This is a genomic window from Formosa haliotis, assembly GCF_001685485.1.
Classification (GTDB): domain Bacteria; phylum Bacteroidota; class Bacteroidia; order Flavobacteriales; family Flavobacteriaceae; genus Formosa; species Formosa haliotis.
The window spans coordinates 2,477,639-2,503,926 of sequence record NZ_BDEL01000001.1; the positions used below are offsets into that span (position 1 = coordinate 2,477,639).

23 protein-coding genes are annotated in these 26,288 nt (G+C 34.6%); 6 read left to right on the forward strand and 17 right to left on the reverse strand.

The window, feature by feature from the left end; genetic code table 11:
• Position 1: 1 nt before the first annotated feature.
• The 8 genes from A9D35_RS10195 to A9D35_RS10230 all read right to left on the reverse strand — a co-directional run bounded on the left by A9D35_RS10195 (position 2) and on the right by A9D35_RS10230 (position 9,423).
• On the reverse strand, positions 2 to 1,774 hold the full coding sequence (locus tag A9D35_RS10195) for a BatD family protein (RefSeq protein WP_066226006.1): 1,773 nt from the start codon (positions 1,772 to 1,774) through the stop codon (positions 2 to 4).
• A 24-nt stretch (positions 1,775 to 1,798) separates the two neighbouring features.
• On the reverse strand, positions 1,799 to 2,728 hold the full coding sequence (locus tag A9D35_RS10200; protein WP_235817887.1) for a tetratricopeptide repeat protein: 930 nt from the start codon (positions 2,726 to 2,728) through the stop codon (positions 1,799 to 1,801).
• A complete protein-coding gene (locus tag A9D35_RS10205; protein WP_066222519.1) occupies positions 2,725 to 3,762 on the reverse strand; it encodes a vWA domain-containing protein in 1,038 nt (345 codons plus the stop codon). The genes A9D35_RS10200 and A9D35_RS10205 overlap by 4 nt, the downstream gene beginning before the upstream one ends.
• A gap of 3 nt (positions 3,763 to 3,765) precedes the next feature.
• Entirely contained in the window at positions 3,766 to 4,770 is a 1,005-nt protein-coding gene (locus tag A9D35_RS10210; RefSeq protein ID WP_066222522.1) for a vWA domain-containing protein, read from the reverse strand.
• Positions 4,770 to 6,449 carry a hypothetical protein gene (locus tag A9D35_RS10215; RefSeq protein ID WP_066222525.1) on the reverse strand — a complete coding sequence of 560 codons (1,680 nt, stop codon included), beginning with the start codon at positions 6,447 to 6,449 and terminating at the stop codon, positions 4,770 to 4,772. Before A9D35_RS10215 ends, A9D35_RS10210 begins: the two co-directional genes overlap by 1 nt.
• A 16-nt stretch (positions 6,450 to 6,465) precedes the next feature.
• Complete coding sequence (locus tag A9D35_RS10220) at positions 6,466 to 7,329, reverse strand: DUF58 domain-containing protein (RefSeq protein WP_066222532.1); 864 nt, start codon at positions 7,327 to 7,329, stop codon at positions 6,466 to 6,468.
• A 124-nt stretch (positions 7,330 to 7,453) separates the two neighbouring features.
• Complete coding sequence (locus A9D35_RS10225; protein ID WP_066222534.1) at positions 7,454 to 8,455, reverse strand: AAA family ATPase; 1,002 nt, start codon at positions 8,453 to 8,455, stop codon at positions 7,454 to 7,456.
• Between the two features lie 155 nt (positions 8,456 to 8,610).
• Positions 8,611 to 9,423, reverse strand: a complete 813-nt coding sequence (locus A9D35_RS10230; protein ID WP_066222537.1) for a DUF4382 domain-containing protein — start codon at positions 9,421 to 9,423, stop codon at positions 8,611 to 8,613.
• A 255-nt stretch (positions 9,424 to 9,678) separates the two neighbouring features.
• Between A9D35_RS10230 and A9D35_RS10235 the strand changes: the two genes are divergently transcribed.
• Together A9D35_RS10235 and A9D35_RS10240 are read left to right on the forward strand one after the other, a co-directional pair.
• Positions 9,679 to 10,431 (forward strand): SDR family NAD(P)-dependent oxidoreductase, encoded by a 753-nt coding sequence (locus A9D35_RS10235; protein WP_066222540.1) that lies wholly within the window; start codon positions 9,679 to 9,681, stop codon positions 10,429 to 10,431.
• A 1-nt stretch (position 10,432) separates the two neighbouring features.
• Positions 10,433 to 11,566, forward strand: coding sequence for an ATP-binding protein (locus A9D35_RS10240; RefSeq protein WP_066222545.1), 1,134 nt, complete (start codon positions 10,433 to 10,435; stop codon positions 11,564 to 11,566).
• Positions 11,567 to 11,792: 226 nt separating this feature from the next.
• On the opposite strand, the gene A9D35_RS10245 is transcribed toward A9D35_RS10240, so the two are convergent.
• The 4 genes from A9D35_RS10245 to A9D35_RS10260 all read right to left on the reverse strand — a co-directional run bounded on the left by A9D35_RS10245 (position 11,793) and on the right by A9D35_RS10260 (position 16,963).
• On the reverse strand, positions 11,793 to 12,305 hold the full coding sequence (locus A9D35_RS10245) for a helix-hairpin-helix domain-containing protein (protein ID WP_066222548.1): 513 nt from the start codon (positions 12,303 to 12,305) through the stop codon (positions 11,793 to 11,795).
• 31 nt (positions 12,306 to 12,336) lie between these two features.
• Positions 12,337 to 13,254 (reverse strand): OmpA family protein, encoded by a 918-nt coding sequence (locus tag A9D35_RS10250; RefSeq protein WP_066222550.1) that lies wholly within the window; start codon positions 13,252 to 13,254, stop codon positions 12,337 to 12,339.
• A gap of 154 nt (positions 13,255 to 13,408) precedes the next feature.
• Positions 13,409 to 14,965, reverse strand: a complete 1,557-nt coding sequence (gene amaB, locus A9D35_RS10255) for an L-piperidine-6-carboxylate dehydrogenase (RefSeq protein ID WP_066222553.1) — start codon at positions 14,963 to 14,965, stop codon at positions 13,409 to 13,411.
• Between the two features lie 99 nt (positions 14,966 to 15,064).
• Positions 15,065 to 16,963 (reverse strand): T9SS type B sorting domain-containing protein, encoded by a 1,899-nt coding sequence (locus A9D35_RS10260; protein ID WP_083191671.1) that lies wholly within the window; start codon positions 16,961 to 16,963, stop codon positions 15,065 to 15,067.
• 56 nt (positions 16,964 to 17,019) lie between these two features.
• On the opposite strand from A9D35_RS10260, the gene A9D35_RS10265 reads away from it, so the two are divergent.
• The gene (locus A9D35_RS10265) at positions 17,020 to 17,325 is read left to right on the forward strand and encodes an antibiotic biosynthesis monooxygenase family protein (RefSeq protein WP_066222556.1); all 306 of its coding nucleotides are present in this window, start codon (positions 17,020 to 17,022) and stop codon (positions 17,323 to 17,325) included.
• Here A9D35_RS10265 and A9D35_RS10270 read toward each other — a convergent pair.
• The 3 genes from A9D35_RS10270 to A9D35_RS10280 are packed head-to-tail and all read right to left on the reverse strand — an operon-like array spanning position 17,312 to position 18,994.
• The gene (locus A9D35_RS10270) at positions 17,312 to 17,866 is read right to left on the reverse strand and encodes a YciI family protein (RefSeq protein ID WP_066222559.1); all 555 of its coding nucleotides are present in this window, start codon (positions 17,864 to 17,866) and stop codon (positions 17,312 to 17,314) included. The genes A9D35_RS10265 and A9D35_RS10270 overlap by 14 nt on opposite strands.
• A complete protein-coding gene (locus A9D35_RS10275) occupies positions 17,866 to 18,336 on the reverse strand; it encodes a CYTH domain-containing protein (protein ID WP_066222562.1) in 471 nt (156 codons plus the stop codon). The genes A9D35_RS10270 and A9D35_RS10275 overlap by 1 nt, the downstream gene beginning before the upstream one ends.
• Complete coding sequence (locus A9D35_RS10280) at positions 18,317 to 18,994, reverse strand: NAD(P)H-binding protein (protein ID WP_066222566.1); 678 nt, start codon at positions 18,992 to 18,994, stop codon at positions 18,317 to 18,319. Before A9D35_RS10280 ends, A9D35_RS10275 begins: the two co-directional genes overlap by 20 nt.
• Positions 18,995 to 19,086: 92 nt before the next feature.
• Between A9D35_RS10280 and dinB the strand changes: the two genes are divergently transcribed.
• The 3 genes from dinB to A9D35_RS10295 all read left to right on the forward strand — a co-directional run bounded on the left by dinB (position 19,087) and on the right by A9D35_RS10295 (position 24,179).
• Positions 19,087 to 20,187: a DNA polymerase IV gene (gene dinB / locus A9D35_RS10285; protein ID WP_066222568.1), complete on the forward strand. Its 1,101-nt coding sequence runs from the start codon at positions 19,087 to 19,089 to the stop codon at positions 20,185 to 20,187.
• A gap of 310 nt (positions 20,188 to 20,497) precedes the next feature.
• The gene (locus tag A9D35_RS10290) at positions 20,498 to 22,831 is read left to right on the forward strand and encodes a TonB-dependent receptor (protein WP_083191672.1); all 2,334 of its coding nucleotides are present in this window, start codon (positions 20,498 to 20,500) and stop codon (positions 22,829 to 22,831) included.
• Between the two features lie 10 nt (positions 22,832 to 22,841).
• Positions 22,842 to 24,179 (forward strand): DUF4374 domain-containing protein, encoded by a 1,338-nt coding sequence (locus A9D35_RS10295; protein WP_066222573.1) that lies wholly within the window; start codon positions 22,842 to 22,844, stop codon positions 24,177 to 24,179.
• 130 nt (positions 24,180 to 24,309) lie between these two features.
• On the opposite strand, the gene pyk is transcribed toward A9D35_RS10295, so the two are convergent.
• Positions 24,310 to 25,752, reverse strand: a complete 1,443-nt coding sequence (pyk, locus tag A9D35_RS10300) for a pyruvate kinase (protein WP_066222576.1) — start codon at positions 25,750 to 25,752, stop codon at positions 24,310 to 24,312.
• Positions 25,752 to 26,237, reverse strand: coding sequence for an IPExxxVDY family protein (locus A9D35_RS10305; protein ID WP_066222578.1), 486 nt, complete (start codon positions 26,235 to 26,237; stop codon positions 25,752 to 25,754). The genes pyk and A9D35_RS10305 overlap by 1 nt, the downstream gene beginning before the upstream one ends.
• Positions 26,238 to 26,288 lie beyond the last annotated feature (51 nt).

A 26,288-nucleotide genomic window follows, 5' to 3' on the forward strand; every position in this document is an offset into this window, starting at 1 on the left:
CTTAACGTAATTGTTTATCGATTAATGAAATAGTTTTTGCTGCTTTATCTAAATCCTGCTGCATGGTTACTTGGGTGGATGGTGTATATCTTGCCAACTCGCAACTTTCTAACAAGGTTGTAAACTCTGAAACCACTTCGGATTCTACCTGCTTCGTTTTCAGTAATTCTTGAATTTTATCTTTACTTAAATCACCTGTTTCAATATTTAACTTCGCCTTTAAATAGTTATGTAATGCTTTTTCTAGAGCCACATAAAATGCTTCTTTTTGGCCTAAAGCCTTTTTAGCCTCACTTAAATATTTCTTAGCCAATTTATCGGCCTTTCTAATTTTATTTCCGGTAACGTCGGCATCTCTTACTGCTTTTTGCTTTCTGAAAACCATAGCTAACGGAATGGCTAAAAACGGTAACAACAAGGATCCCCAAAACAGTTTGGTTTTAAAGAAATGATTGGTTTTAACAGGTTTTAAATTTGCTTTCGTTTTTACAAAAGCAAAATGATCATTATTTAATACTACGGGCTGTTTGTTTTCTCCAGACACTGTAGGATTAGCTACAGCAGCAGTATTAGTTGGCCCTTGTAACACATCTACAACAATCTCATTGGAAGATATGCGCTTATAGGATTCGGTTTTTAAATCGAAGTATGAAAACGAAATACTAGGAATTGGATATTTCCCTTTAAACTGAGGTACTACCGTGTACGTATCGGAAATACGACCTTGCATTCCATCTAAATTAGTTTTTACATTTTCGTTGTGTTCTGGCTCGTATACCTCTAACGAACTCGGTAAATTTACTTTAGGTAATTCGAATAGTTTTAAGTTTCCGTTTCCAGAAACCTCAACCTTTAAATCTAAAGATTCTGAAGCTTTCAACTCCGTTTTAGACGTTGAAACATTAAAATCGAAATTCCCAACCGCTCCAGTAAAATCGTCTGGTCTACCCTTTTCAGGAAGCTGTTTTACATTAATGGTACGCTCTCCTGCAGAAACTGTTTGGTGGACTTGTGTCATTAATCGACCGCCAAAAATATCGCGTCTATTGGTTGGCACTTCTACTGTAATATCTAAACTTAGAGGTTCTATTTTAAGTTTTCCCGTTTTTTGCGGATACAATACCGTTTTACGTAAAACGACATATCTATAAGCTTCTCCTTTATACGTTCCATTTTGAACTTGCAAGCCTTTAATATCTAGATTCTGACTCCAAAAATCGCTATATTTCGGATTATCTATTTCTCGCCAATTACTCACGCCCGTATTTTGAGACACATACAGCTTATAAACTACCGTAATGGCTTCGTTTAAATACGGATTTGACTTAGAGACTTCGGCAACCAAATGAATGTTTTCTGAAGCCACATATTCGGCATTATTACCATCTTTAGGTTTAGATACCGCAGTGGTAACAGTTACTTGTATTGGGGTTGTTTTATAAACATGCCCATCTATCTCGATAGTCGCTTGGCTAATGGTAAAATTCCCCTTGCTTTTAGGGGCTAAAAAATAGGAATAGGTTTTTAAAAACTGAGACACACCATTAACCCAAGACCGGCTAACCGATTGGTTTGGCCCGCCCACCACTGTAAAATTCGAAAAGTCTGGCGGGTTAAAATTATCACCATCCTTATTCATTTCAAAATCTACACGTAAGCGTTCATTAATTCCAAGCTTTGTTTTACTTACTTTAGTTTCAAACTTTACCTGTGCAAAGGTTACGGTAGAAATTAGTAAAACTAAAACTGTACATATGTTTTTAATCCTTTTCATTTTTAAATTCATTCTCAAAACAAATTACCAATCTTTATCGGTTTGAATGCGTTCCCCTTTTTGTTTTTCGGCATTCATCTTTTCCTGAACTTTTTGTTCTTGATTGTTCATCGCTTCTAGCAAGTTTTTAATTTGCTGTGGCGACATTTGCCCTTGTTGCGGCTTAGGTTGTTGGGGTTGTTCTTTTTTATCTTGATCGCCTTCGCCCTGATCTTGTTTATCATCTTTAGGCTTACCATCTTCATTTTCCTTCTCGTCTCCTTGGTCTTTATCTTGGTCGCCTTCGTCTTTCGGCTCGTCTTTATTATCGCCTTCTTGATCTTGATCCTGATTCTCTTGATCTTTATTCTCGTCTTGGTTTTCTTGATCTTGATCCTTGTTATCTTGATTCTGATCTTTGTTATCGTCCTGGTCGTCTTGGTTATTTTTGTTTTCCTCTTCTTGCTGCTTAGCACACTCTTTTGCTAACCCAAAATTATAACGTGTTTCTTCGTCTGATGGGTCGTTACGCAATGCATTTTTATAAGCCTCGACCGCTTCTTTACATTGTTTATTCTGCATTAAAATATTTCCAATATTATGAAATGCCTTATGCTTTTCTGCTCTATCTGTTGCTTTATTTGCAGCTTGTTGTAAACGATATAAGGACTCTTCAAAGTTTCCCTTTTTGTAATATGAAGTTCCTAAATTATAAATTCCCGAAATATTTGTTTGCTCTTCAGAGATGGCTTTTCTGTAATCCATTTCGGCAGTAATGTAATCATCATTTTTAATGTTCTCATTACCTTCATAAACGAAGTTATTAGACGCTCTTTTCGCCTTTAAAATCGCTTCATTTTCCTCTTGAGCAATTGCAGAAAAGGTACTTAATGTAATAATTATTAATACGATACTTTTCATAATACAAACTCCAAAATCACCGAATATTACTATTTTTTTAGCGGTTTCTATCATAAGTTTTCGTTAAATAAATTTAACTTCTTCAACCAGCCCGTTTTACGATCTAGCAAGAATATGTCTATAAATAAGAAGAAAATGGCAAGGGCTAAAAACCATTGAAACTGGTCTTTAAATTCGGCAAATTGTTTAGCTTCAAACTCGGTTTTATCCATTCCGTTTAAAATCTCTCCAATCTCATCGACAACAGTTTTTGTATGTCTTCCATTTATGTAAACCCCATTTGCTTCGCTGGCAATATTTTTAAGGGTTTCTTCATTTAAACGTGTAATAACGGTCTCGCCATTGCTATCTTTTTTATAATTCATAACAATGCCATTACGCTTTTCTGGAATTGGTCCTCCTTTAACATCTCCTACCCCAATAGTAAAAATTCTAATACCTTCTTCTGCCGCCTCTTCGGCTACTTTTGCAGCTACTTCGCTATGGTCTTCACCATCAGAAATAATTATGAGTACGCGGTTTGTTTGCTCGGCATCGTCATAATATGTTTTGGCTAGATTTATGGCTTCGTTTATAGCGGTTCCTTGCGAAGACATCATGTCTGTATTCATGTTTTGAAGGAACATTTTTGCCGAAGCATAATCGGTAGTAATTGGCAATTGCGGAAACGCTTTTCCAGCATAGGCGATAATTCCGACACGATCGCTAGCTAAATTATTAATGATTTGAGTAACCAACTGCTTCGCTTTTTCAAGGCGATTTGGTGCAATATCTTCGGCCAACATACTTTTAGAAACATCGACAGCAAACACAATGTCTACTCCCTCTCGTTTCACGGTTTCTAATTTAGTTCCTACTTTAGGATTTACTAAGGCAATGGCTAAACTGGCAAAAGCCAAGCAAATAACAACTAGTTTTAATATTGATTTAAACAGTGAACGATTCGGACTTAAACGCTTTAAGAGCGCCTTATCTGCGAATTTTTTTTGGGTATGGCGTTTCCATAATTGCAGCACCAAAAAGATGACAATAATCACCGGAATGACACACAAGGCCCAAAACCATATTTTTTCTTCTAATTGAAACATCTATTATATAAAACTTTTAAATACTGTAGAGCGAAGTAAAATCTCGATTAATAATAACAATCCTGCCAACCACACTAATGGGCGAAATTTTTCTTCGTAATTATAAAATTTAAACTCTTCTACGTCTGTTTTTTCTAGTTTATTAATTTCTTCGTAAATCTCTTCAAGCTTCTTATTATCGGTTGCTCTAAAATATTTCCCGCCGGTTACCTCTGCTATATCCTTTAAAAGAGCTTCATCGATTTCTACTTGAACACGGCCATATTGAAAACTTCCGTTTGGCAATATTCCTATAGGTGATAAGGCCATACCGTTAGACCCCAAACCAATAGTGTACGTTTTTATACCGAATTCTACTGCCATTTCACTCGCAATTTTAGGATCTATAAAACCCGAATTGTTAACCCCATCTGTTAGTAAAATAATTACTTTACTTTTCGCTTTACTATCTTTTAAACGGTTTACTGCAGTTGCTAAACCCATTCCAATGGCCGTTCCGCCTTCAATAATGTTATTATATCTAATATCGTTTAACGATCGTATAACAATGCCTTTATCACTGGTAATTGGTGTTCTGGTATAGCTTTCTCCAGCATATTCTACTAAACCAATTCTATCGTTAGGACGCTCTTTAATAAAATCGGCCGCTACTTCTTTTAAAGCTTCTAATCGGTTTGGTTTTAAATCTTTTGCCAACATACTTGCAGATACATCTATGGCCATAACAATATCGATACCTTTTGTTGTTTTGGTTCTAGACGACACATCTACAGTTCTTGGTCTTGCCAATGCCGTAATTAATAAAGCCAATGCTAATAATCGCAGTGCGAATAATAGATGCTTTAATTTTGGCAACCACGAATTGGTAACTTTAAAACCTTTTATGCTCGACATTTTTAATTCGGCATTCTGTTTATTTTGCTTAAAAAGATACCATACTATTGCTAGCGGTAGCAATAAGAGCAACCAGAATACTTCCTTGTTTAAAAATTCTATACCCTCAAACATTATTCTGTTTTATTTAGTTCTATGGAGTTTAAAATGCGATCTGCCATGTCTTCGGCATATACATCATCATTTTTCCATGTAATTATAATTTCTTGCAACACATTTGGTGCCGTAAAATGCAACATGATATAGTGCCCTGCAACATAGTTTTTGGTATTGGCTACAGGTATGTGTCCGTTACCATAAGTTTTTAAACCTTCGGCTCCGTTTGGAGTTGTAAATTTTTCTCGCTTAACAGTGATATCTGTTACATTATTAAGTTCAAACTGTTTGATAGCACGTTCCGAGGCTTCATTTAAATCTATTTCTGCCGGTTTAGCTTGTTGACCACCTTGCTGTCCTTGCGGATTCTCTGGCGTAGTTTTTACGGTAGAAACCGATACGCTAAACATGTCTAAAATAGAACCGAAACCAAATTTTGTGGTTTGAACTTTATCTTTTAATTCATCTGGTACTGGGCTTTCTAATCGTGCTAAAACTTCGGGAGTTGTAATAGTAATTGGCGGAAAACCATAAGAACTAGTAACCCATTGCCCTTCTAACAACTGTTTGGTATCGTGTCCTAAAATCGTGTCTTTTGTATAATTAAAACCATACTTGATAGCAAAACCAGTAAAAATTAAAGCAATAAGTCCGATCCCTGCCAAGACTGAAATCACGATCTTTTTACGTTTCTTTTTACGTGCTTGTTCTTCTTTGTATGCGAGGTCTAATAACTTCTCTTCTTCATCTGGCTCTGGAAGCACTTCTTTTACATGATCTATCTCTGAAGCGATAGTACTTTTATCCATTTCTGCCAGAGCAATATCTGGAGCAGATTTAGCAAATTTCACTAAATCGGCACGTTTTAAAATACTTTCAATATTTTTAATTGTGTCTTTACTAAAATCTATTTGATTTCCTTCTTTTAATAATTGTAAACGGCTTACCAATTGTGCTGTAGTACTCTCTAAAGCTTTGTCGTAAACTTTTTCATTTAAATAATTACGGAGTACAAAAGTTAACTCTGAGTAGTATTCTTTAATTCCAGAATGCTCTAATAAATGACTTTCGTCTAATTTCTGTAAAGCCAATTTAGCGCGTTCATACGGTGGCAATAGTGCTATTTCTTCGGCTTCGGTAAGTGGTTTTTTACGCCAAACAAACCAGTATAAAATACCTCCTAAAACAATTAATCCTAAAAGAATATAAAGCGGTAAACGCCACCAATTATCGTTTGTTTTTTCGACTTCTATTAGCGGCTTAATATCGTATAGCCCTTGTTTTGTAGAATCGACAACAATATCACGGATTTCAACTTTTAACGAATCTGTTTGAAACGTTTTATCTCCAATTACTATTTTTTGCGATGGAATAGTATAGTGTCCAGAATCGAATTGTGTTAAGCCATATTTTTTGATTAAGTTGAATTTAGCATCCTGTTTTGTAGTATCTACAGGATACGATTGTATAACTTCTAAAGGCACAAAGGTTTGCCCCTCTGGAAATACCACAAGGTTTATAGAATCGGTTTCAACTTCAATTTTATAAGTAATTTGGGCCCCTACTTTTACCGAAGTAGAATCGATTCCAGAACTTATATTTTGGGCATACGAAACGCTTGAAAATAGACCAAACACCATGAGGAAGGTGAGGCCTTTTTTAAGACGATTCAATATTGGGAATTTAAAAATTTTCATAGGTTATTTAAGATTATCATCTGCGTTTAAAATAGCCAAGTAATTTTTTTACATAACTTTCGTCTACACGACAATCTATAGTTCCAGCTCCAGATTTAGCGAAGCTGTCTTTATAATAGTTTACTTTATCTTGATAATATTTACTGTAATTTTTTCGCACTGTTTTAGACGATGTATTTACCAACATTAATTCGTCGGTTTCTTCGTCTTGCATTTGTACCACTCCTAAATTCGGGATACTTTCCTCGCGTTTATCATACACTCGAATTCCTGTTACATCGTGTCGTTTGGCGGCAATTTTTAAAGTCTGCTTATAATCGTCTGCAATAAAATCAGAAAGCACAAAAACAATTGCGCGTTTCTTGGTTACACTAGACAAAAACTTAAAAGCTTCATCGATATTTGTTTCCTTACTTTTAGGTTTAAACTCTATAAGTTCACGAATTATTCTAAGTACGTGTGAACGGCTTTTTTTAGGCGGAATATAAAGTTCTACTGCATCTGAAAACAATATAAGTCCGATTTTATCGTTATTCTGTGTTGCCGAAAAGGCTAAAGTTGCAGCTATTTCTGTAACGACTTCATTTTTAAACTGCTGTTCTGTACCAAACCATTCCGACCCAGAAACATCGACCATAAGCATCATGGTTAGCTCACGTTCTTCTTCAAACACCTTTATAAAAGGTTCGTTGTAACGTGCGGTAACATTCCAGTCTATATTTCTAACATCGTCTCCAAATTGATATTGACGCACTTCACTAAATGTCATACCACGACCTTTGAAAGTAGAATGATATTCTCCTCCAAAAATGTGATTAGACAACCGGCGTGTCTTAATCTCAATTTTTCGTACTTTTTTTAGTAGTTCTTTAGTGTCCATAAGCCCATCCTAAATCCTTCGCAATGCGCAGGACCTGATATAGTTTCAATGTTTAAATATTGTCGATTAATTTGAAATATTGCATTATCTCAGTGTTCCCTGTGGGAATTAACGGCGCTTCTTTTTAAGGAACTTCTATCTCGTTTACAATTTTAGTGATAATATCTTCTGAAGTTATATTTTCGGCTTCAGCTTCATACGTAATACCAATTCTATGACGTAAAACATCGTATACAACGGCACGAACATCTTCTGGAATTACATAACCACGACGCTTAATAAAAGCATAACATTTTGCAGCGGTAGCTAAGTTGATACTTCCACGCGGCGATGCCCCGAAAGAAATTAAAGGTTTTAAATCTGCTAATCGATATTTTTCTGGGTACCTTGTTGCAAAAATGATATCGAGGATATACTTTTCTATTTTTTCGTCCATATACACATCGCGAACTGCAATTTGTGCACTTAAAATCTGCTCTACAGAAACTACCGGATTTACTTTCTCGTAAGACCCTCTTAAATTGGCACGAACAATAAGTTGCTCCTCGTCTAATTTTGGATAATCGATAACGGTTTTTAGCATAAAACGATCGACTTGTGCTTCTGGTAACGGATAGGTTCCTTCCTGTTCTACAGGGTTTTGTGTTGCCATTACCAAGAAAGGCTTATCTAAAATAAACGTTTCATCGCCAATGGTTACTTGCTTTTCCTGCATGGCTTCTAGTAAAGCCGATTGTACTTTTGCTGGTGCTCTGTTAATCTCATCTGCAAGTACAAAATTGGCAAAAATAGGACCTTTTTTAATAGAAAAATCGTTGTCCTTAATATTATAAATCATAGTACCTACTACATCAGCAGGTAATAAATCTGGTGTAAACTGTATACGACTAAAACTCCCGTTTATAGCTTTAGATAAGGTATTAATAGCAAGTGTTTTTGCAAGTCCAGGAACCCCTTCTAAAAGGATGTGTCCTTGACCTAATAATCCGATAAGCAAACGCTCTACCATGTGTTTTTGTCCTACAATAACCTTATTCATTTCTAAGGTTAATAAATCTACAAAAGCACTTTCTCTTTCTATCTTTTCGTTGATCGATTTAATATCAACTGTACTGGTTTCCTCCATTTATTTTCTTTTTAAAAACTCGAATTTAGTAAGCATTTTAACAACCTGCAAATTGTTAATTTTTTTTGTGTGTTGCTGTTAATAATTGGTTAAAAAATAAAGCGCAACACGATTAGTGCTGCGCTTTAATAAAATTTATAAAAATTTAATAAAAACTATTCCAAAATAATGGTACCTAAATCGGTGGTCTCTTCCAAACTCACTAAAACATTTTCTATAGTCTGCTCTATATAGCCTGAAGTTTCATCAGGATAAATTGAAATAGTATAAGTTCCTGGCTTTAAACCTAGAATTAAAAACTCGCCATCAGGATTCGCAAACGTAGTTACGGATTCTGTTTCGCATGTGGCCGTTATTAAAGTCTGAATATTATTTGGAGTTATCATACCGCTTATTGCTCCGGTTTCAGCTTCAACAGTAGCTCTAATTACTGGTTTTAAATTAATATTACCAGAATTTCCTGCAACCACGATAGATTTGTCTACATCAAAATCTAGTAAAAACGTATAACTAATATTTGGTTCTAACACTTCATTTACTTTAATTTTTAACCCAGATTGCTGTGCACTTGGTGTATTTAAAGGAAACGTTTCTCCGTCTATAACGATGGTATTATCTTCGCCAAGAATCAATCGAATCTCTTTTAATTCTCCTGCTGGAATTTCGTATTCATCTACCAACAACACATTAATCCCACCTGTTAACTCCAACAAATCGTAAACTCCTGTATTTATAGCGTCTAGGCTTTGCCAACCATCTTCTTCATTTTCGGTATCCTCGGTTTTAATCATGACATCTTGAACATCGACATACACATGCTCATAATCTCCAGGATTATCCATTAACTTCACCGATATTCTAGCAGGACCATCGCTCCCGCCCTCGTTATTATCGTCGTCACTACAATTAAAGAAGGTAAGTGCTAAAATTGCTATCGATAATATTTTTAAATACTTCGTAATTTTCATATTAATTTGATTTTTGATTTCATTAATATATACGATTATATGTAAGAAATGGACTATATTTTTTGTTATCTAAAACAACAAACAAAAGCATTTACCATAATAAAAAGTCTTAATCACTTCGCTAACAACGCGAAGAGACAATTTTATAAACCGTTTTTAAATGCTAAATTTATATTATTTCTGAAGCTAAATTCAGGAATTATTAAAGAGATATAAGTACATTTATAATGCGAAATACACCTATTTAAATTAAAAATGGATACAAAAACTGCATTAATAACAGGAGCTACAAGTGGAATAGGACGATCTACTGCACATGAGTTTGCAAAACACAACATAAAGTTAGTATTGTGTGGGCGCAGACAAGAACGTCTTGAAATTATAAAAAAAGCTTTAGAAAAAGATACCGATGTTCACATTCTAAATTTTGATGTAAGAGACAAAAAAGCGACCACAGAAGCCATTAATTCGTTACCAGAAGAATTTGCAGATATAGACATCTTAATAAATAATGCCGGAAATGCCCATGGTTTAGACCCTATTCAAGATGGAGACACAGAGGATTGGGATGCCATGATGGACATAAATGTAAAAGGGCTTTTATATGTTAGCAAGGCAATAATTCCTAAAATGACGGCAAGACAATCTGGGCATATCATAAATATTGGATCGTCGGCAGGAAAAGAAGTTTATCCAAAAGGCAATGTATATTGCGGTAGCAAACATGCTGTTTTAGCCATTACCGAAGGTATGCGCATAGATCTAAATCCGTACGGTATAAAAGTTGGAGCCGTTAATCCGGGTATGGTTGAGACCGAATTTTCTCAAGTTCGATTTAAAGGCGATCCTATTGCCAATACAATTTACAAAGGTTACCAAGCTCTGCAACCTCAAGATATTGCTGAAATAATTTACTTTGTAGTGAGCCGACCACAACATGTTAATATTGCAGATTTACTGGTATTTCCTACAGCACAAGCCTCTTCTACCATAATAAAAAAGGATTAAAATGATTAACAAACGACTTCTTATTAAAAACCTATTGGCGCATAATGACGAAAATAGTTTTTATGATAAAAAGCGTAAAGTAGACATCGGAGATAAGGAAGGTAAAGCTAAATTTTTAAAGCATATTTGCGCCTTATCTAACAGTAACCCTAACAATAATTCTTACATTGTAATTGGCGTAGAAGATGAGGATAACGACATTGTAGGTGTCGATTTTTTCGACGATAGCAAAATTCAGAATTTAATAAACGCCTACCTTACAAATCCCCCTATAGTGCAATACGAAAACATTTCGTTTCCACATCTACCAGATCACAAGGTGGTGGGCTTGGTAACCATTCGGGCCAACGACAAAATTACATCTCTAAAAAAGAACATTTGGAAATATTATGGCGGAACTGTGTTTTTTAGAGACGGCAGTATAAGTATGCCAAAAGCTTTCGATATCACGCTTCAAGATGTCAACTCTAAAATTGTGGGAGCCATAGAAAACCATGCACAAAATAACATTGAATACACCTTAAATGGTGTTTTCGATTTTATGAATTCTAGAAAAGACTATCATCCAGAATACCTTGTATTTAAAGAGTATTTTGTAGTGTGCTGGGCCGGGCAAAAGAAAGTTGTAAAAGATAAAACCTATTTCTCTAGAGTAGATATTGAACTTATAAACGAGCAAGTACGTTTGTTTTTTTCAACACTTGATGAAGTGTCGATTACCATTTCAGAAGATTCGTTTAAAATTATTGAATATGTGCATTTAGGACTTCAAAATTCCTTTAATTATTATCCTTTAGAAGAAACTATTATTAGCTTTAAAGACAATGCAAGTTACCATATAAACACAAAATTATTATTCGACCCACCACAGTTCGACAAAAAAATATTGCATCATATTTACAATACGAATAATGTTATTTTAGAAAAATTAAAAAAAGGAATATCGCTTACGAAAACTGAAGAATACGATATTAAAAATCTACCCGCTACATATTTACTCTGTTATTTAAATAATTTCCCGGATGCTCTAAATAAATTACACAGAGCTAAAGCGTATTTAAAATCTTATAGCGGAGAAGTTTATGGGATTTACAAAGAAACCTTACGCATTTTAAGGAAAGTAAAATACAGTTAATTTTTAATTATACATAAATAGCTACCAACTATATACAATTTTATACCAACTATATATTTGTCGGTTTTACCTCGCAAATAGATACTATATTTGTAGTGCTATTAGTCAATACTAAATACTAACCTTGTTTCTCCCAATAAAGATTGGCATTGAAATAAGGTTTTTTTCATGTAAAAAACCACCTATTTTCATAGGTGGTTTTTCAATTTTAAAACATAAAAGAAGATTATTTACCTCCTTTTAATTCTTCTTGCCATTCTAATAATTTTTTCCATTGTCCTTCGTAAGCTAATCTTGCTTGTTCAGGCCATGTTCCTGGTTTATGCACAACGAAAGCTTCTCCTCCTCCATCTAAAATACTCTGGCAAGTTTCAACAGAAGTTTCAGATAAAGCTTTCCATGTTTTAACTCCAGCATTGTGGAATAATTCTTCAATTTTTGGTCCGATACCTTCTACGATTTTTAAATCGTTTTCTTTAATTAACTTTCCAAAAATAGCTTTTGCTTCGGCAGCATTAAATAGAATTGCCGGTGTACTCATGTGAGCAGCCATTCTGCTATCCTGCATTTTTAACGCATTCAATTTAGCATTACAATCTTTTAATTCGCCTTCTAATCTTGCAATTTTATTATTATAAACATCTAAGTCTACTGCTTTATGCCCTGCTTTTCCTAGCAAATATCCTAAAAGAGCACAAATTGCTCCAACAATTAACGGGATTAATATACACATATCCATAATTTATATTTTTTTAAGTTTAAACGTTTTTTTAATTAAGTGTTACAATGGTTCTTCTGTTATTAGCTCTACCTTCTTCTGTAGCATTATCGTCTATAGGCTCAGATTCTCCTTTAGACACGGTAGAGATTTTACTTTCTGGAATATGATTTCTAATGAAATAAGATTTAGCAAAATCTGCGCGTTCTTGACCTAAAACCACATTACTTGCTGTATCTCCAGTATTATCTGTATGACCAACAATACTTGCTGAAGCACCATCTACTTTATCTAAGTATCTAGAAATTTTAGCTACTTTTTCTCGTTGCTCTGCAGTTAAATTAATAGAGGCTTTTGCTGTAGCAAAATGAATTACTAAAGGATTTGCAGTAATTTCATCTTTTATTAATTGTAATGCATCAAGATGAGAATTATCGCCTTCTTCTCTTGTAGAGATTACAAAATTTTCTGGACCGTGATACACATTGTCTTGATCTGGAACTAAGCTATCTTCTAATTTCCCAAAAGTATCTATTTGTTGCGAAGAGATTCCTCTAGAAACAAAATAGTTCTTTACGGCATTTGCTCTAGCTAAACCTAAATTAGGAAAGGCAGAATTATTAGTTTCTTCACTGGTATAAAGCCCAGTAATTTCAACAGTTTTTAAAGGATTAGCGTCTAGATACACTTTTAAACTATCTATACCATTTACTACAACCTCAGAAATTGGGGTTAAAATGGTGATGCCAGACCCTTCAAAGTTAATGTTGTCATTCACTTTAATGTCTAAATTTCCATTTGAATCATTCACTAAGAACGGATTCATGGTGGCTGGTTTAGGTGCTGCGACTACAGGTTCGGTTACAACTTCTTCTTCTGCGCAACAAGTTGAACAGAGATTACAATACAAAATTGTTCCCAAAATAATAGTCAACAAAATACCTAAAAGGTAAACTGCTTTTTTACTCATTAGTTAAGGTTTTTTAAATTATTGCTATTAAGGTATAAATTTATTTGTAAGTATTTTCGATAATAAAATAGTTTCCGACTAAATACATTGTTTTCATCGATTAAATGTTAAAAATTTAAATTTATCGACTTTTTAAAACAATATGTTTACGTTTTTAAAATTCGAATTTTATGCCTTGAGCAAGGGGTAAATCGTTGGTATAATTAATGGTATTTGTTTGTCTTCGCATATACACTTTCCATGCATCCGAGCCAGACTCTCTTCCTCCCCCTGTTTCTTTTTCACCCCCAAAAGCACCTCCAATTTCTGCTCCCGAAGTACCAATATTCACATTTGCTATACCACAGTCTGAACCATTTACAGATAGAAATTGTTCGGCCTCTTTTAAATTATTTGTCATAATGGCCGAAGACAACCCTTGTACCACATTATTTTGAATATCTAAAGCATTATTAAGATCGCCACTATATTTAAGTAGATATAAAACTGGAGCAAATGTTTCGTGTTGTACAATCTCAAAATCGGGCTGAGCTTCTGCTATTGCAGGCTTTACATAGCATCCGCTTTCATAGCCTTTACCTTCAAGCACACCTCCTTCTACCAAAATAGTTCCTCCTTGCGCTTTTACGTTTTGCAAAGCCTCCTCATACATTTTTACAGCATCTTGATCTATTAACGGACCAACATGATGAGTTTCATCTAACGGATTTCCTATACGTAATTGACCATAAGCATTTACCAATGCGTCTTTAACCGTGTCGTAAATAGAGTCGTGAATTATTAATCGTCGAGTCGATGTACATCGTTGGCCGCAGGTTCCAACAGCTCCAAAAACAGCACCTATAATGGTCATTTTTAAATCGGCATCTGGGGTAACAATTATAGCATTATTCCCTCCTAATTCTAACAACGATTTTCCTAAACGTGCCGCTACATCTTGAGCAACTATTTTTCCCATTCGTGTAGATCCTGTTGCCGAAATTAATGGCACCCGCTTATCTTTAGTTAGCAACAACCCTACATGCTGATCGCCATTTACCAAATTTGAAATTCCTTCAGGTAGATTATTTTTGGCAAACACTTCGGCGGCAATATTCTGACAAGCAATTCCGGTTAAAGGTGTTTTTTCGCTAGGTTTCCAGATACACACATCGCCACATACCCACGCTAAGGCAGTATTCCAAGCCCATACGGCTACTGGAAAATTAAATGCAGAAATAATTCCCACAATGCCTAAAGGATGATATTGTTCGTACATGCGGTGTCCCGGACGCTCAGAATGCATTGTCAAGCCGTGAAGTTGTCTGGATAACCCAACAGCAAAATCGCAGATATCTATCATTTCTTGAACTTCGCCTAAACCTTCCTGATAACTTTTACCCATTTCGTAGGATACCAATTTCCCTAAAGCTTCCTTTTTTTCGCGTAATTTATCTCCAAACTGACGCACAATTTCACCTCTTAAAGGTGCAGGTGTATTTCGCCATGTTTTAAAAGCGGCTTGTGCTGTGTTTACTACAGTTTCGTAATCTTCTTGTGTTGTAATTTTTACAGAAGCAATCGGTTTCCCATCTACTGGCGAGTAACTTACTATAATTTCTTTACAACTTGAAAAATTATTTTTTCCTGTAGAAGTGCCTTCATTGACATCTTTTATCCCTAAGGATTTAAGCACTTTTTTTATCCCGAATTGCTCTGAAATAGACTTCATTTTATCGTTTTTATAATTAATCTTACATTATTTTACGAATATAATAATTATAAAGCGCTTACCTTTATTTCGAAACCATAAATAAAGTTTAGAATTCTCTTATTTTTTTAATGTAAAATGTCCTGAAAAGAGTTGTCCATCGATAACGATAGTATACCAATAATCTGAATTTGGAGCAGGCCGATTGTTATAGGTACCATCCCAAGAAAAAGGTGCATTTTTTGTGTGCATCAATAAATTCCCATAACGATCAAAAATAGAAACCTCGGATGAAGCATAAGTTTCAATACCAACTAAATCTAAAGTATCATGAGTCCCATCGCCATTTGGGGTAAAAAACAAAGGAATTACAAAGTGTAAATACGATTCCTTTTTAGCTTCTCCGCAACCATTACGTTCCCGAACTATAATATTATAATATCCTCCGTTTACACGCTCAAAAACAGATGAACTTTGGAAATCCACTCCATTTAGTGAGTATTCAAAATCTCCTGTGTTCTCTGTTATTATATTTATATTACTGCCCTCAGACTTTATGTTTTTTATTATTGGCGAATGAATTTGATTGACTGTAAAAGTCTGGGTGCTTGAACAACCTCCAATATCATTTGTAATTAAAACTGTATAAACTCCAGGGTTGGTCACACTAATTTCAGGGCTTATTTCTCCTGTATTCCATAAATACGTTACACCTGGCTTTGTTGCGTTTAAAATAGCTGAACCATTTTCGCACATTGATAGCGTTTCATCTGTCACTAACGGTGCATTAGAAATGGTATAGTTAACTGCCACTCTATTTGAAGATTTACAGTCGGCTAATTCCGACACAGCTTCTGCATAATAGGTCCCCGATTGCGTAGGCACAAATGAAGTTTGATTGGACACTAATAAATTTCCACCGCTAGCTGAATCATACCAATCAATAAGGACTCCTGACGGCACATTTGTAACAGAAACCGGCAGTTGGGCATTATCGCAAGAAATAATATGGGGTACAATAATTTCTGGATTTGCTGGAGTATTAATAATCTCGACCTTAAACACGTCGGTAAACGAATTACAACTGGCATTATTTACATTATTAACATCTTCTGCTACTTTTGCTCTAAAGTAAGTGGTTTCAAATACTGGATCTGGATTATATTCAGAAGTTATCTCTCCAGAAATATCCTCCCAATGAATAGCATCCGTACTTTTTTCCCATTGATAAAAATGAGTCGTTGCTATAGATGTTTTAGGTACGGCTTTTAACAATCCTACTTGTACAGGAACTTCTTGTTCGCAAACCTCCAAGCCAAGTTTGGCGTTCGAATTTTCGATATCAATATCATCGCCACAGGATTTAAAAACAATATCGTCTATAGCTAGATCGTTACCACAACCTCCAATTCCATTGTTTAACATTTTAAGAATAACCGAACCTTGACCGGGTTGAGATGTGAAAACTAAACCATACTGTTCCCAATTTGGTGCATCTGTACCATAAATAGCACCCGTATCTCCTGAAGCTAGCAAAATAGTATCGGTAATATCCCAAATTTGAAATTTCACATTTATTGGTATACCATTAACTCCACATGTACCATTTCGGGGTAATAAATTGAGTAACCATGAAGAAAACTCGTAGGTTGTATTTTCGCATAATCCTGAAATTGTAGTTTTAAAAAACTCCCCGGCTCTGCTATCATTTGCATTAATAATAAGCATTCTACCATCTACATCGCCAGAAGTATGATCGGTTGTTACATGCCAACCAAACCAATCTGTATTGCTAGACACATTATAATAACCATCATTTGGTCTTCCATTAATAAATGTATATGTTGTAAAACTAGGAGAAGTTAAAGGCACAATAGTTCTGCCTGATCCAAAGTCTTCAGAAAATATAGCGGCTCCTGAGTTTCCTGTACAAAACCCAAGTTGTGAGAAAGATAGTATCGAATTTAAAGATATAAGGATACATCCAATTATCTTTATGCTATTAATTAAAATTTTCACATTTTAAATATATTACTTTAATTTTAAACCATGATAATTTTAAAAAAAGTAAGATTATGACCCCACCCTACTACGCAGTCATTTTTACGTCGAAACAAAGTGAAGACACATCTGGCTATTCCGAAATGGCAGAATTTATAGAAAACCTAGCCAAGCAACAGCCCGGATTTCTTGGTATAGATAGCGCTAGAAGCACTATAGGAATTACAGTAAGTTACTGGAAAACTCTAGAGGATATTACTAATTGGAAACAACAAACCGACCACTTACAAGCCCAACAATTGGGGCGCTCGCAGTGGTATACTTTTTATAATGTAAAAATTTGTAAGGTAGAACGCGAATACGAGTTTAGCGCAACTTAAATCCTTTAGCAGCCCACCACGGATGAATTTCTATAACCAATCTCCCTGCTTTTACCATCGGGTCTGCATTTGCTAAACTATCGGCCATTTTAAGTGTAGGCACATTGTAAATGGTAATACCTCTAATCGCTCCATCATCTCCAAATGGTCCCGAAATGTCTGCATATCCTAAATCGTACATTTTTCTTAAATGTGCCAAATGCTCTTTTTGTAACTGTTGAGCTTCCTCCTCGTTTTGATTTCTTACGGTTCCACTTTTTAAAAATGCCATAAAATACTGCTGCATTAAAACGGTATCTTTTGTTTTTTCGTCTACATAATCAAAGGTCTCAAACCCTTTTGCTTTGAGTTCCGCTTTAAGCGCTTTATAACTCTTTGTTGGCTCGGCAATCTCAGATTTAACTGCCATAGAATCTACCTTAATCTCCGCGGTTTTTAAAGTATCTTCGTCTTGAACATTTACATTTACAGGCTCTACATTATTGTTGTTTTTACAGGTTAAAAACAATAAAAAAGAAAACATTATTAATATATTTTTCATTATTTCCAGGTTTTAAAAGGACGTTTGCTTAATTGAGAATTATAATATTTTATATCTCCGGTCACCTCTTCTCCTAACCAAAGTGGTTTAGAAATGACTTGAGTAGGATGACTTAATTCTACTTCGGCAACAACCAAACCGGCATTGTCTCCAAAAAACTCATCCACTTCAAAAATATGTTGATTCATTTTAATTTCATAACGTATTTTATCTATCACTCCAACTTCACAGAGTTTTAAAAGAGCTTCTGCATCTGTTTTATCGATTGTCTTTTCCCATTCAAACCGCTCTAATCCATTTGCGGTAGACTGTCCTTTTACCGTGAGAAACCCTTCATCTCCGGTTAAACGTACACGTACAGTACGTGCTTTATCGGTATTCAAAAAGCCTTGAATTATGGTTGTTTTCTTAAAAGCTTCTGCTTTATATGCATCAGATTTCACTAAAAATTTACGCTCTATTTCTATCATATATTATTGCTAATTCTTTTATTTTTTCTGAAGGAATACATCTTAATTCATACGTATGTTCTACCAACCAAAGCATAGCAGACACTATAGTTTTGGCGTGAATAGATTTGTATTTCTTAAGTGTTCCTACAAATAATGGCGATGTTAATTTCATTACAACCTTACCTAAATATTCTCCCAACCTAAATTCGTCACGATCGCCAGTAATTAACGAAGGTTGGAGCAAATAAGTGTTTTTAATGTTTAAAGATAATACAACAGCCTCCATTTCTCCCTTGGTTCGGTTATAAAAAACCTTACTTTTAGAATCTGCACCCAAGGCCGAAATACAAATAAAAGTATCGATATTATTTTGTACACATAAGTTTGCCGCAGCAACGGGAATGCCATAATCAATTTTATGATACATCGCTTTATCTGGTGTTTTGGCTTGTGTTGTACCAATACAACAGAATACGACATCGGCGCGAAACACCGTTTTATACCGATCTAAATCGAAAAGATCTATTAAATATTCTGTAATCTTAGCATGCTGAATACCACAAGTCGATCGGCTAAACAAAACAATTCTACTATAATCGCTACTATTTAGAAGTTCTTGTAACATGGTTTTCCCTGTTAATCCGGTTGCGCCTAATAGTATTGCTGTTTTACCCATAAGTTTGCATTTGCTTTAATAAAGTTATTATAAATTTGTGTAATAGTATACAAAACACAAAGCAATAAACCATAGCATTAGCTCACGAAATTATGGAATTAGAAGTTCCTTTAAGAAAAATTATTCATGTAGATATGGATGCGTTTTACGCCTCTGTAGAGCAAATGGATTTTCCTGAACTTAAGGGTAAAGCTATTGCCGTTGGCGGAAGTGAAGTTCGTGGTGTGGTTAGTGCAGCCAGTTATGAGGCTCGAAAATTTGGAGTAAAAAGTGCGATGAGTGGTATTCAAGCCAAACGCAATTGTCCTGAACTTATTTTTGTTAAACCAAGATTCGATAGATATAAAGCCATTTCTAAACAAATCCGGAAGATTTTTTTTGAGTATACCGATTTGGTAGAACCCCTCTCTCTAGATGAAGCGTATCTAGATGTTACGGTTAATAAAAAAGGAAATCCGAGTGCCTCACTCATTGCTCAAGAGATTAGAGCACGTATTTTAGAAGACGTAGGACTTACAGCATCTGCAGGAATTTCTATTAATAAATTTATAGCTAAAGTGGCTAGCGATTACAACAAACCAAACGGACAAAAAACAGTAAACCCAGAAGACGTTTTAGAATTTCTTGAAGATCTTGATATTCGTAAATTTTATGGTGTAGGGAAAGTTACTGCCGAAAAAATGTATCAACTAGGTATTTATACGGGGAAAGATTTAAAATTAAAATCTATATCCTATTTGGAGGATCATTTCGGGAAATCTGGCCGTTATTATTACCATGTAGTTCGTGGTATTCACCATAGTGAAGTGAAACCTAACCGGATTAGAAAATCGCTTGCTGCCGAACGAACGTTTAGCGAAAATTTATCGAGTGAAATTTTTATGCTTGAAAAACTAGAGCATATCGCACAAGAAGTGTCCAGACGTTTACAAAAAAGTAAAGTGGCGGGTAAAACCATTACCCTAAAAATTAAATACAGCGATTTTACACTGCAAACACGAAGCAAAACCTTAAACTACTTTATAAGTGACGGAGCCTTAATTATGGACACCGTAAAAACACTTCTCATTCAGGAGGAGTTAACCAACTCTGTGCGCTTGCTTGGTATTTCTATTTCAAATTTAAACACAGAAAAACAATCGGTTAAAATAGAGCCTAAAAGTGTAAGTGTACAATTAAAATTTCAATTCTAATTTAAATCCGTTCATCTCCAAACCTTTAAATAAAGGCTAATAATTTATCTTCCAGAATAACAATTCTTAAAAATATTGAAATCTACCTATCACATTCTTAATTTAGAATGATTATAATTAAATAAAATTCACCAAAAAGCAGAGTTTCATAAATATTCTCAAATCTACTATTTTTATTTGTACTAAGTCTAAATAAGGTTATTTTTGCCTAAAAATTTAACATGCTTTTAAGCAAACTTAACATCTCATTTTTTTATTTTTTATCAGTTTAGTCGCTTTTTCTCAACAAGCAGATTTAAATGGTAATATAATGTTCGATACTAACGAGGCTGTTTTAGGGGCTCATGTTGTGCTACAAGGCAACGACTTCAAGAAAGAAACCATATCGGACATTAATGGTGATTATCGCTTTAAAAACATTCCTTTTGGAACCTATAATATACATATACATTCTTTAAATGCAAATTCGGTAACCATCGAGGTTCCACATGATTCTAATAACGAGATTCATAATACAGAAATAAAATTTGCAGAATATCATGACTTAGCCGAAGTGGTTGTCACCTCCAAAACCACCCAACAAAAAATTGAAGAACAAGGTTACTCTGTAAATGTTATAGAAACGAAGGAGGCTGGTTTAAGAAATTTCCAAACTAACGAATTGCTAAAAACTAGCGTTGGGGTAAACATAAGACAAAACGGAGGTCTAGGATCTAGAGTTCAATACAGTTTAAATGGCTTATCTGGAAGTGCCGTTCGTATTTTTATAGATGGTATACCAATTTCTATGTATGGATCTTCATTTAGCTTAAACAGCATACCTCCTACCATGATAAAACGCATAGAAGTCTTTAAAGGGGTTGTACCAGGATATTTAGCAGATGATGCTTTAGGTGGTGCTATAAACATAGTATTACATAAAGGCTCTAAAAATAACTTAAATGCTTCTGTGTCTTATGGCTCTTTTAATACCTTACAAACAAATTTAAACGCCTTATATCGCTTCAAGGAATCTGGATTTACTGTAAAAGCTTCTGGGTTTTATAACTATTCCGATAACGATTATAAAGTTTCGGGTCGTAGTGTTGTAGTCACTGGCTTAGGCGGAAAGCAAACGCCTATTACCGCGAGAAGATTTAACGATGCCTACAAATCTGTAGGAGGAATGGCACAGATTGGTTTTACAGATGTAAAATGGGCCGATGAATTTTTAGTCGGAATTACCGGTTCCGATGATTATAATGAAATTCAGCATGGTGCTTTTATGACGATAACACCTTACAAAGGAAGGTTTGTTGAGTCGGATGCCATGTTAGCCAATGTAACCTACCAAAAAAAGAATCTGTTTACCGAAGGTCTCGATGTGAATGTTCACGGATTATTTGGTGAAAGAAACGAGATGGTTAATGATACTGTAGCATGGGCCTATAGTTGGAATGGTGAAAAAGCTATAGACTTTAGAGGGAATGAATACAAATACACTTGGGGCTCTCAGCAAGAAGGCGGACCTACTTTAGCAACTATTAATAGAAATGTGGCATCGGTTAGAACAGGAGCTTCGTATGCTATTAACAGCAATAACCGCATTTTATTAAATCATTTTTACAGTCGTATTGACAGAGAAGATAGCGATGCATTACGATCTGTTTTAGAAAACACCTTTAGAGGGACTAGAGATTTAAACAAAAATATCTTGTCGTTAACTTATGAGTTTAGTGCCTTTAATGATAAGTTAAAAGCAAACGTCTTCGGAAAATATTATCAGCAAAAAACAACAAATATAGATCCGGCCATAGAAACAGATAGTAATGGAAATCAACAAATAGTCGACGAAATTACTGCTAGTAATAATACAGATACTGGTTATGGTTTTGCTCTTTCTTATGAAATAATTCCTAACATTACCTTAATAACATCTGCAGAAAAAGCCATTCGTTTACCAGATGAAAGCGAAGTGTTTGGTAACGACGGAGATAATGTTGTAGCCAATCCAAGCATAAAACCAGAGCTAAGTAACAACTATAATTTAGGATTTAGGTTTGGAGATTACAATATCCAGAAACATGATTTCACCGTATCTACAAATGTGTTTTTAAGAGACATTAAAGATAGAATTGGATTACCTATAGAAAATTCTACAAATATTAATAACGAAACCGTATTGTATGTAAATCAGGGTAGCGGGACATCTAAAGGAGTCGAACTTCAATTAAACTATACTTACAATAATAATTTTGGTTTAAACTTTAATGTATCTCGTTTCGATTTAAAAGTGATTAACAAAGGGATAGAAATAGATGTGCCTAACACACCATTTTTCACCATGAATGGTAGTTTAAGATACTCGTTTAAAAATCTATTTCAAGAGAACACTCAGTTAAACCTATTTTACAACATGTATTTTACAGACGACTTTTCGTACTTACCGCCTCAAGGATCTAACACTGTAGGAGACGAGTTCTTTAAAGTTCCTGAACAATTTGCACAAGATTTAGGGCTAAGCTACGCCTTCCCAGACAACAAATTTGTGCTGAGTTTCGACATAAAAAACATATTCGACAAACCTGTTTACGATAATTTATCGGTACAAAAACCAGGACGAGCATTTTACTTAAAACTTAATTATTTTATCAATAAATTCTAATACACATATCATGAAGAAACATTTTTTAAACCTTAAAACAATAGGTCTCCTAACTTTAGCATTCGGACTTATAACCTCTTGTAGTGATGACGATGGAGGATCTACAGATCCGAATCAACCAACAGAAGATTCTAGATGGATAACAGTTGCTGCTGCTAGAATGGGAGATAACCCTGGCGATGGTAACGGAGGAACATTAGTATATTCTATTAATAGTGAAGATGCTAAAGATCCAGCGGTATCTATTGCTCCTTTTGATAATGGGTTTATTGCACCTTCAAACAGAACTGCAAGATTACAATCATCTGAAGATGGTAACACTTTATTCAATATCAGTTATGCTGGAGATACTGGTGGTAACTATACAAAATACACTGTTAACGGTGGACAAAACTTTTCTAAAACAGGATCAGAGGTAAGTATTGCTCCTTATGTAGGGACTGCACCAAGATGGATTAAATTATTCGATGGAGACCAAACAGGAGCTGCTGTTTATGTTTCTAATGAAAATGAGTTTGACGAAGATGGTAAATACACACGTACAAATGCTATTATGGGTGTAGTAACCTTAGATTTAGAAAACTCTATTATAAAAGAATTCGAAGAAAGCAATATTCCGTTAAGCCCTGAAGAAGAAGCTGAAGGCTATTATATTTCTAGAATCGATATGCCTACTTTAAATAAAGCTGGCGATAAATTATATATTGGAGCACGTTTAAGCAAAGTAGACCCTAACACTACAGAAAGTGATAGTGATTTCGAAATTTTAGGATCTAAAACTATTGTATTAGATTACCCTTCATTATTAAACCCAACCATCATTACATCTACAGTAGGACACGGTAATACTAACGGATACCGTAGTATAAATGCCTTTGAATATAACGGTAGTGTATATCAAGCAAACCAAAGCGATCCTGAAGGTTCTCACATCTTAAAAATCAATTCTAACAATGAATATGACAACGAATACGTATTTAATTTAGATGATGCTTTAGGTGTACAAGGTGCTTATATTTTAGCCTGGAGACCTGCTGAAAATGGTAAAGCTGTTATCGCTTACCGTCATGATGGATCTGCAGAGGGAGTTGCTGGACCTCAAGGGTTCTTTGCTCTTGCCGATTTAAATGCTAGAACTGCACAAAAAATTGACGCTATTCCTTACGATCAAGATTTCTACTTATTCCAATATCAAGGTTTTGTAGTAGACGGAACAGAGATATATTTAACTCAAGCTCCTGTTGGAAAGAATGGAAACATTTATGTTGTTGAAACAGAAACTGGAGAAGTAACTAAAGGAGCAGAATTAGTAAATACAACAGGAAGTCATTTCATTGGTGTATTCTAGACCAAGATCTGAATAAAAAGATGGATAACTAATTCCATTTATTTTGTCCCAATCACTTCAATTAATTTCACTAAAAAAGCCTCTCAAACAATATGTTTGAGAGGCTTTATAATTTTATAAAAAAGGTGAATTATAAACTACAGCTTGTAATTTCTGTAACACGTAATGTATTAACCATTCCTTTATCTTGAATTGGCATTGCTGCTAAACTAATTAACATATCGCCTTCTTCTAAGTAGCCTTTTTCGCAAGCTAACTTGTTTACATCTTCAATAGTCTCATCTGTACTAACAAACTTATCATAGTAAAACGCTTTAACACCCCATAGTAAATTTAATTGGGTTAAAATTCGCTTGTTAGAAGTAAAGACTAAAATGTGAGCTGATGGTCTCCAAGCCGAAATTTGGAATGCCGTATACCCACTATTTGTTAATGTAGAAATAGCTTGTGCATTTATTTCGTTTGCCATATTAGCAGCATGGAAACAAATCGATTTTGTAATATAACGCTTAGTACGAATATGTGGAGGCGATTGTGGCACTTTAATAAGTGGTGAATCTTCTACACTCTTAATAATATTCGACATTTGTCTGATAACCTGAACAGGATATTGCCCTACAGAAGTTTCTCCAGAAAGCATAACCGCATCAGCACCATCCATAACCGAGTTTGCAACGTCGTTTACTTCGGCACGTGTTGGGGTTAAACTAGTAATCATGGTTTCCATCATCTGGGTCGCAATAATTACCGGGATTCTAGCTTTTTTAGCACATAACACCAATTGCTTTTGGATTAATGGCACTTCCTCTGCTGGAATTTCTACACCTAAATCTCCACGAGCAACCATTAAACCATCACAATACGCAACAATTTTATCGATATTTTCTACGGCTTCTGGTTTTTCAATTTTAGCAATAATTGGAATTTTATAATCACTGTGCTCTTTTATAAGCTCTTGTAGTTGCATTAAATCTTCTGCATGACGCACAAAAGATAAAGCCATCCAATCTACTTTTTGAGAAATTGCAAAAATAGCATCTTCTATATCTTTTTCTGTAAGTGCTGGTTGCGAGATATTCGTATTTGGAAGGTTAACACCTTTTTTAGAACGCAATGGTCCTCCTTGAATAACTTTGGCCTTAACTTCGTCTACGTCGTTTGTAGAAACCACTTCGAAGATAAGTTTACCATCATCTAATAAAATACGTTCTCCAGCTTTTGCATCTTGAGGAAACTGCTTATAAGTCATGTAAACACGCTCTTTAGTTCCTTCAAAACGTTCGCCAGTAGCGAAAATAATCTCGTCTCCTGGGTTTACAAAAACCTCGCCTTTCATTACACCTACACGTAACTTCGGACCTTGTAAATCTCCTAAGATTGCAGCATTGTAACCGTATTCTTCATTTAATTCTCGAATCATTTTAATACGCTCAGCAACATCTCCATAATCTGCGTGAGAAAAATTAATTCTAAACACATCGGCACCTTCGTCTAACATGCCTTTTAAAACTTCTTTCGTACTCGTTGCTGGCCCTAGGGTGGCCACTATTTTGGTTTTCTTTCTTTTCAACATTAATTAAAAATTAAATTGTCTTTAGATTTTAACTGATCCACATTTACCGTATATGTTGTAATAACTTGAGGTATTTGTTGGATTTTATTTACTATTATTTGTTCACTTATTTGTAAGTCTTCCTTCGTAATCTTCATTAAATAATCTACATTTTTTAACTCAGGTATTAAGTTGTAAGACTTTATAATCTTTTCTTGATTGGTAAATAGCGATCCAGAACTTTGTAAACTGTCTTCTTCTCGTTTACAGATATTAGAAACCAAATTATAGGTTATTAAATTTGATTTATCCTTCCATTCAAAAATGGAATACGCAGCCGAGAAATATTCGTAATCTATATCTTGGGCTCGTCTTGTTAGACTTAAATTTAAATTTTTATTTAAATAATAAGCTAATCTATAATCTTCTAACCGACTATGTATAGCAATTAAAATATAATCTATTTCGTCTAAAAAGTCTTCAAGATTAAGTTTATGTATCGCCATAAAAGTTAAAATAATTAAACAAAGGTAACATTTATTAACATAAATAAATGA

Excerpts from the sequence above, each read along its gene's own strand:
- A9D35_RS10195 (WP_066226006.1), bottom strand. The coding sequence starts at position 1,774 with ATGAAAAGGATTAAAAACATATGTACAGTTTTAGTTTTACTAATTTCT.
- A9D35_RS10200 (WP_235817887.1), bottom strand. The coding sequence starts at position 2,728 with ATGATAGAAACCGCTAAAAAAATAGTAATATTCGGTGATTTTGGAGTT.
- A9D35_RS10205 (WP_066222519.1), bottom strand. The coding sequence starts at position 3,762 with ATGTTTCAATTAGAAGAAAAAATATGGTTTTGGGCCTTGTGTGTCATT.
- A9D35_RS10210 (WP_066222522.1), bottom strand. The coding sequence starts at position 4,770 with ATGTTTGAGGGTATAGAATTTTTAAACAAGGAAGTATTCTGGTTGCTC.
- A9D35_RS10215 (WP_066222525.1), bottom strand. The coding sequence starts at position 6,449 with ATGAAAATTTTTAAATTCCCAATATTGAATCGTCTTAAAAAAGGCCTC.
- A9D35_RS10220 (WP_066222532.1), bottom strand. The coding sequence starts at position 7,329 with ATGGACACTAAAGAACTACTAAAAAAAGTACGAAAAATTGAGATTAAG.
- A9D35_RS10225 (WP_066222534.1), bottom strand. The coding sequence starts at position 8,455 with ATGGAGGAAACCAGTACAGTTGATATTAAATCGATCAACGAAAAGATA.
- A9D35_RS10230 (WP_066222537.1), bottom strand. The coding sequence starts at position 9,423 with ATGAAAATTACGAAGTATTTAAAAATATTATCGATAGCAATTTTAGCA.
- A9D35_RS10235 (WP_066222540.1), top strand. The coding sequence starts at position 9,679 with ATGGATACAAAAACTGCATTAATAACAGGAGCTACAAGTGGAATAGGA.
- A9D35_RS10240 (WP_066222545.1), top strand. The coding sequence starts at position 10,433 with ATGATTAACAAACGACTTCTTATTAAAAACCTATTGGCGCATAATGAC.
- A9D35_RS10245 (WP_066222548.1), bottom strand. The coding sequence starts at position 12,305 with ATGGATATGTGTATATTAATCCCGTTAATTGTTGGAGCAATTTGTGCT.
- A9D35_RS10250 (WP_066222550.1), bottom strand. The coding sequence starts at position 13,254 with ATGAGTAAAAAAGCAGTTTACCTTTTAGGTATTTTGTTGACTATTATT.
- amaB (WP_066222553.1), bottom strand. The coding sequence starts at position 14,965 with ATGAAGTCTATTTCAGAGCAATTCGGGATAAAAAAAGTGCTTAAATCC.
- A9D35_RS10265 (WP_066222556.1), top strand. The coding sequence starts at position 17,020 with ATGACCCCACCCTACTACGCAGTCATTTTTACGTCGAAACAAAGTGAA.
- A9D35_RS10270 (WP_066222559.1), bottom strand. The coding sequence starts at position 17,866 with ATGAAAAATATATTAATAATGTTTTCTTTTTTATTGTTTTTAACCTGT.
- A9D35_RS10275 (WP_066222562.1), bottom strand. The coding sequence starts at position 18,336 with ATGATAGAAATAGAGCGTAAATTTTTAGTGAAATCTGATGCATATAAA.
- A9D35_RS10280 (WP_066222566.1), bottom strand. The coding sequence starts at position 18,994 with ATGGGTAAAACAGCAATACTATTAGGCGCAACCGGATTAACAGGGAAA.
- dinB (WP_066222568.1), top strand. The coding sequence starts at position 19,087 with ATGGAATTAGAAGTTCCTTTAAGAAAAATTATTCATGTAGATATGGAT.
- A9D35_RS10290 (WP_083191672.1), top strand. The coding sequence starts at position 20,498 with ATGTTCGATACTAACGAGGCTGTTTTAGGGGCTCATGTTGTGCTACAA.
- A9D35_RS10295 (WP_066222573.1), top strand. The coding sequence starts at position 22,842 with ATGAAGAAACATTTTTTAAACCTTAAAACAATAGGTCTCCTAACTTTA.
- pyk (WP_066222576.1), bottom strand. The coding sequence starts at position 25,752 with ATGTTGAAAAGAAAGAAAACCAAAATAGTGGCCACCCTAGGGCCAGCA.
- A9D35_RS10305 (WP_066222578.1), bottom strand. The coding sequence starts at position 26,237 with ATGGCGATACATAAACTTAATCTTGAAGACTTTTTAGACGAAATAGAT.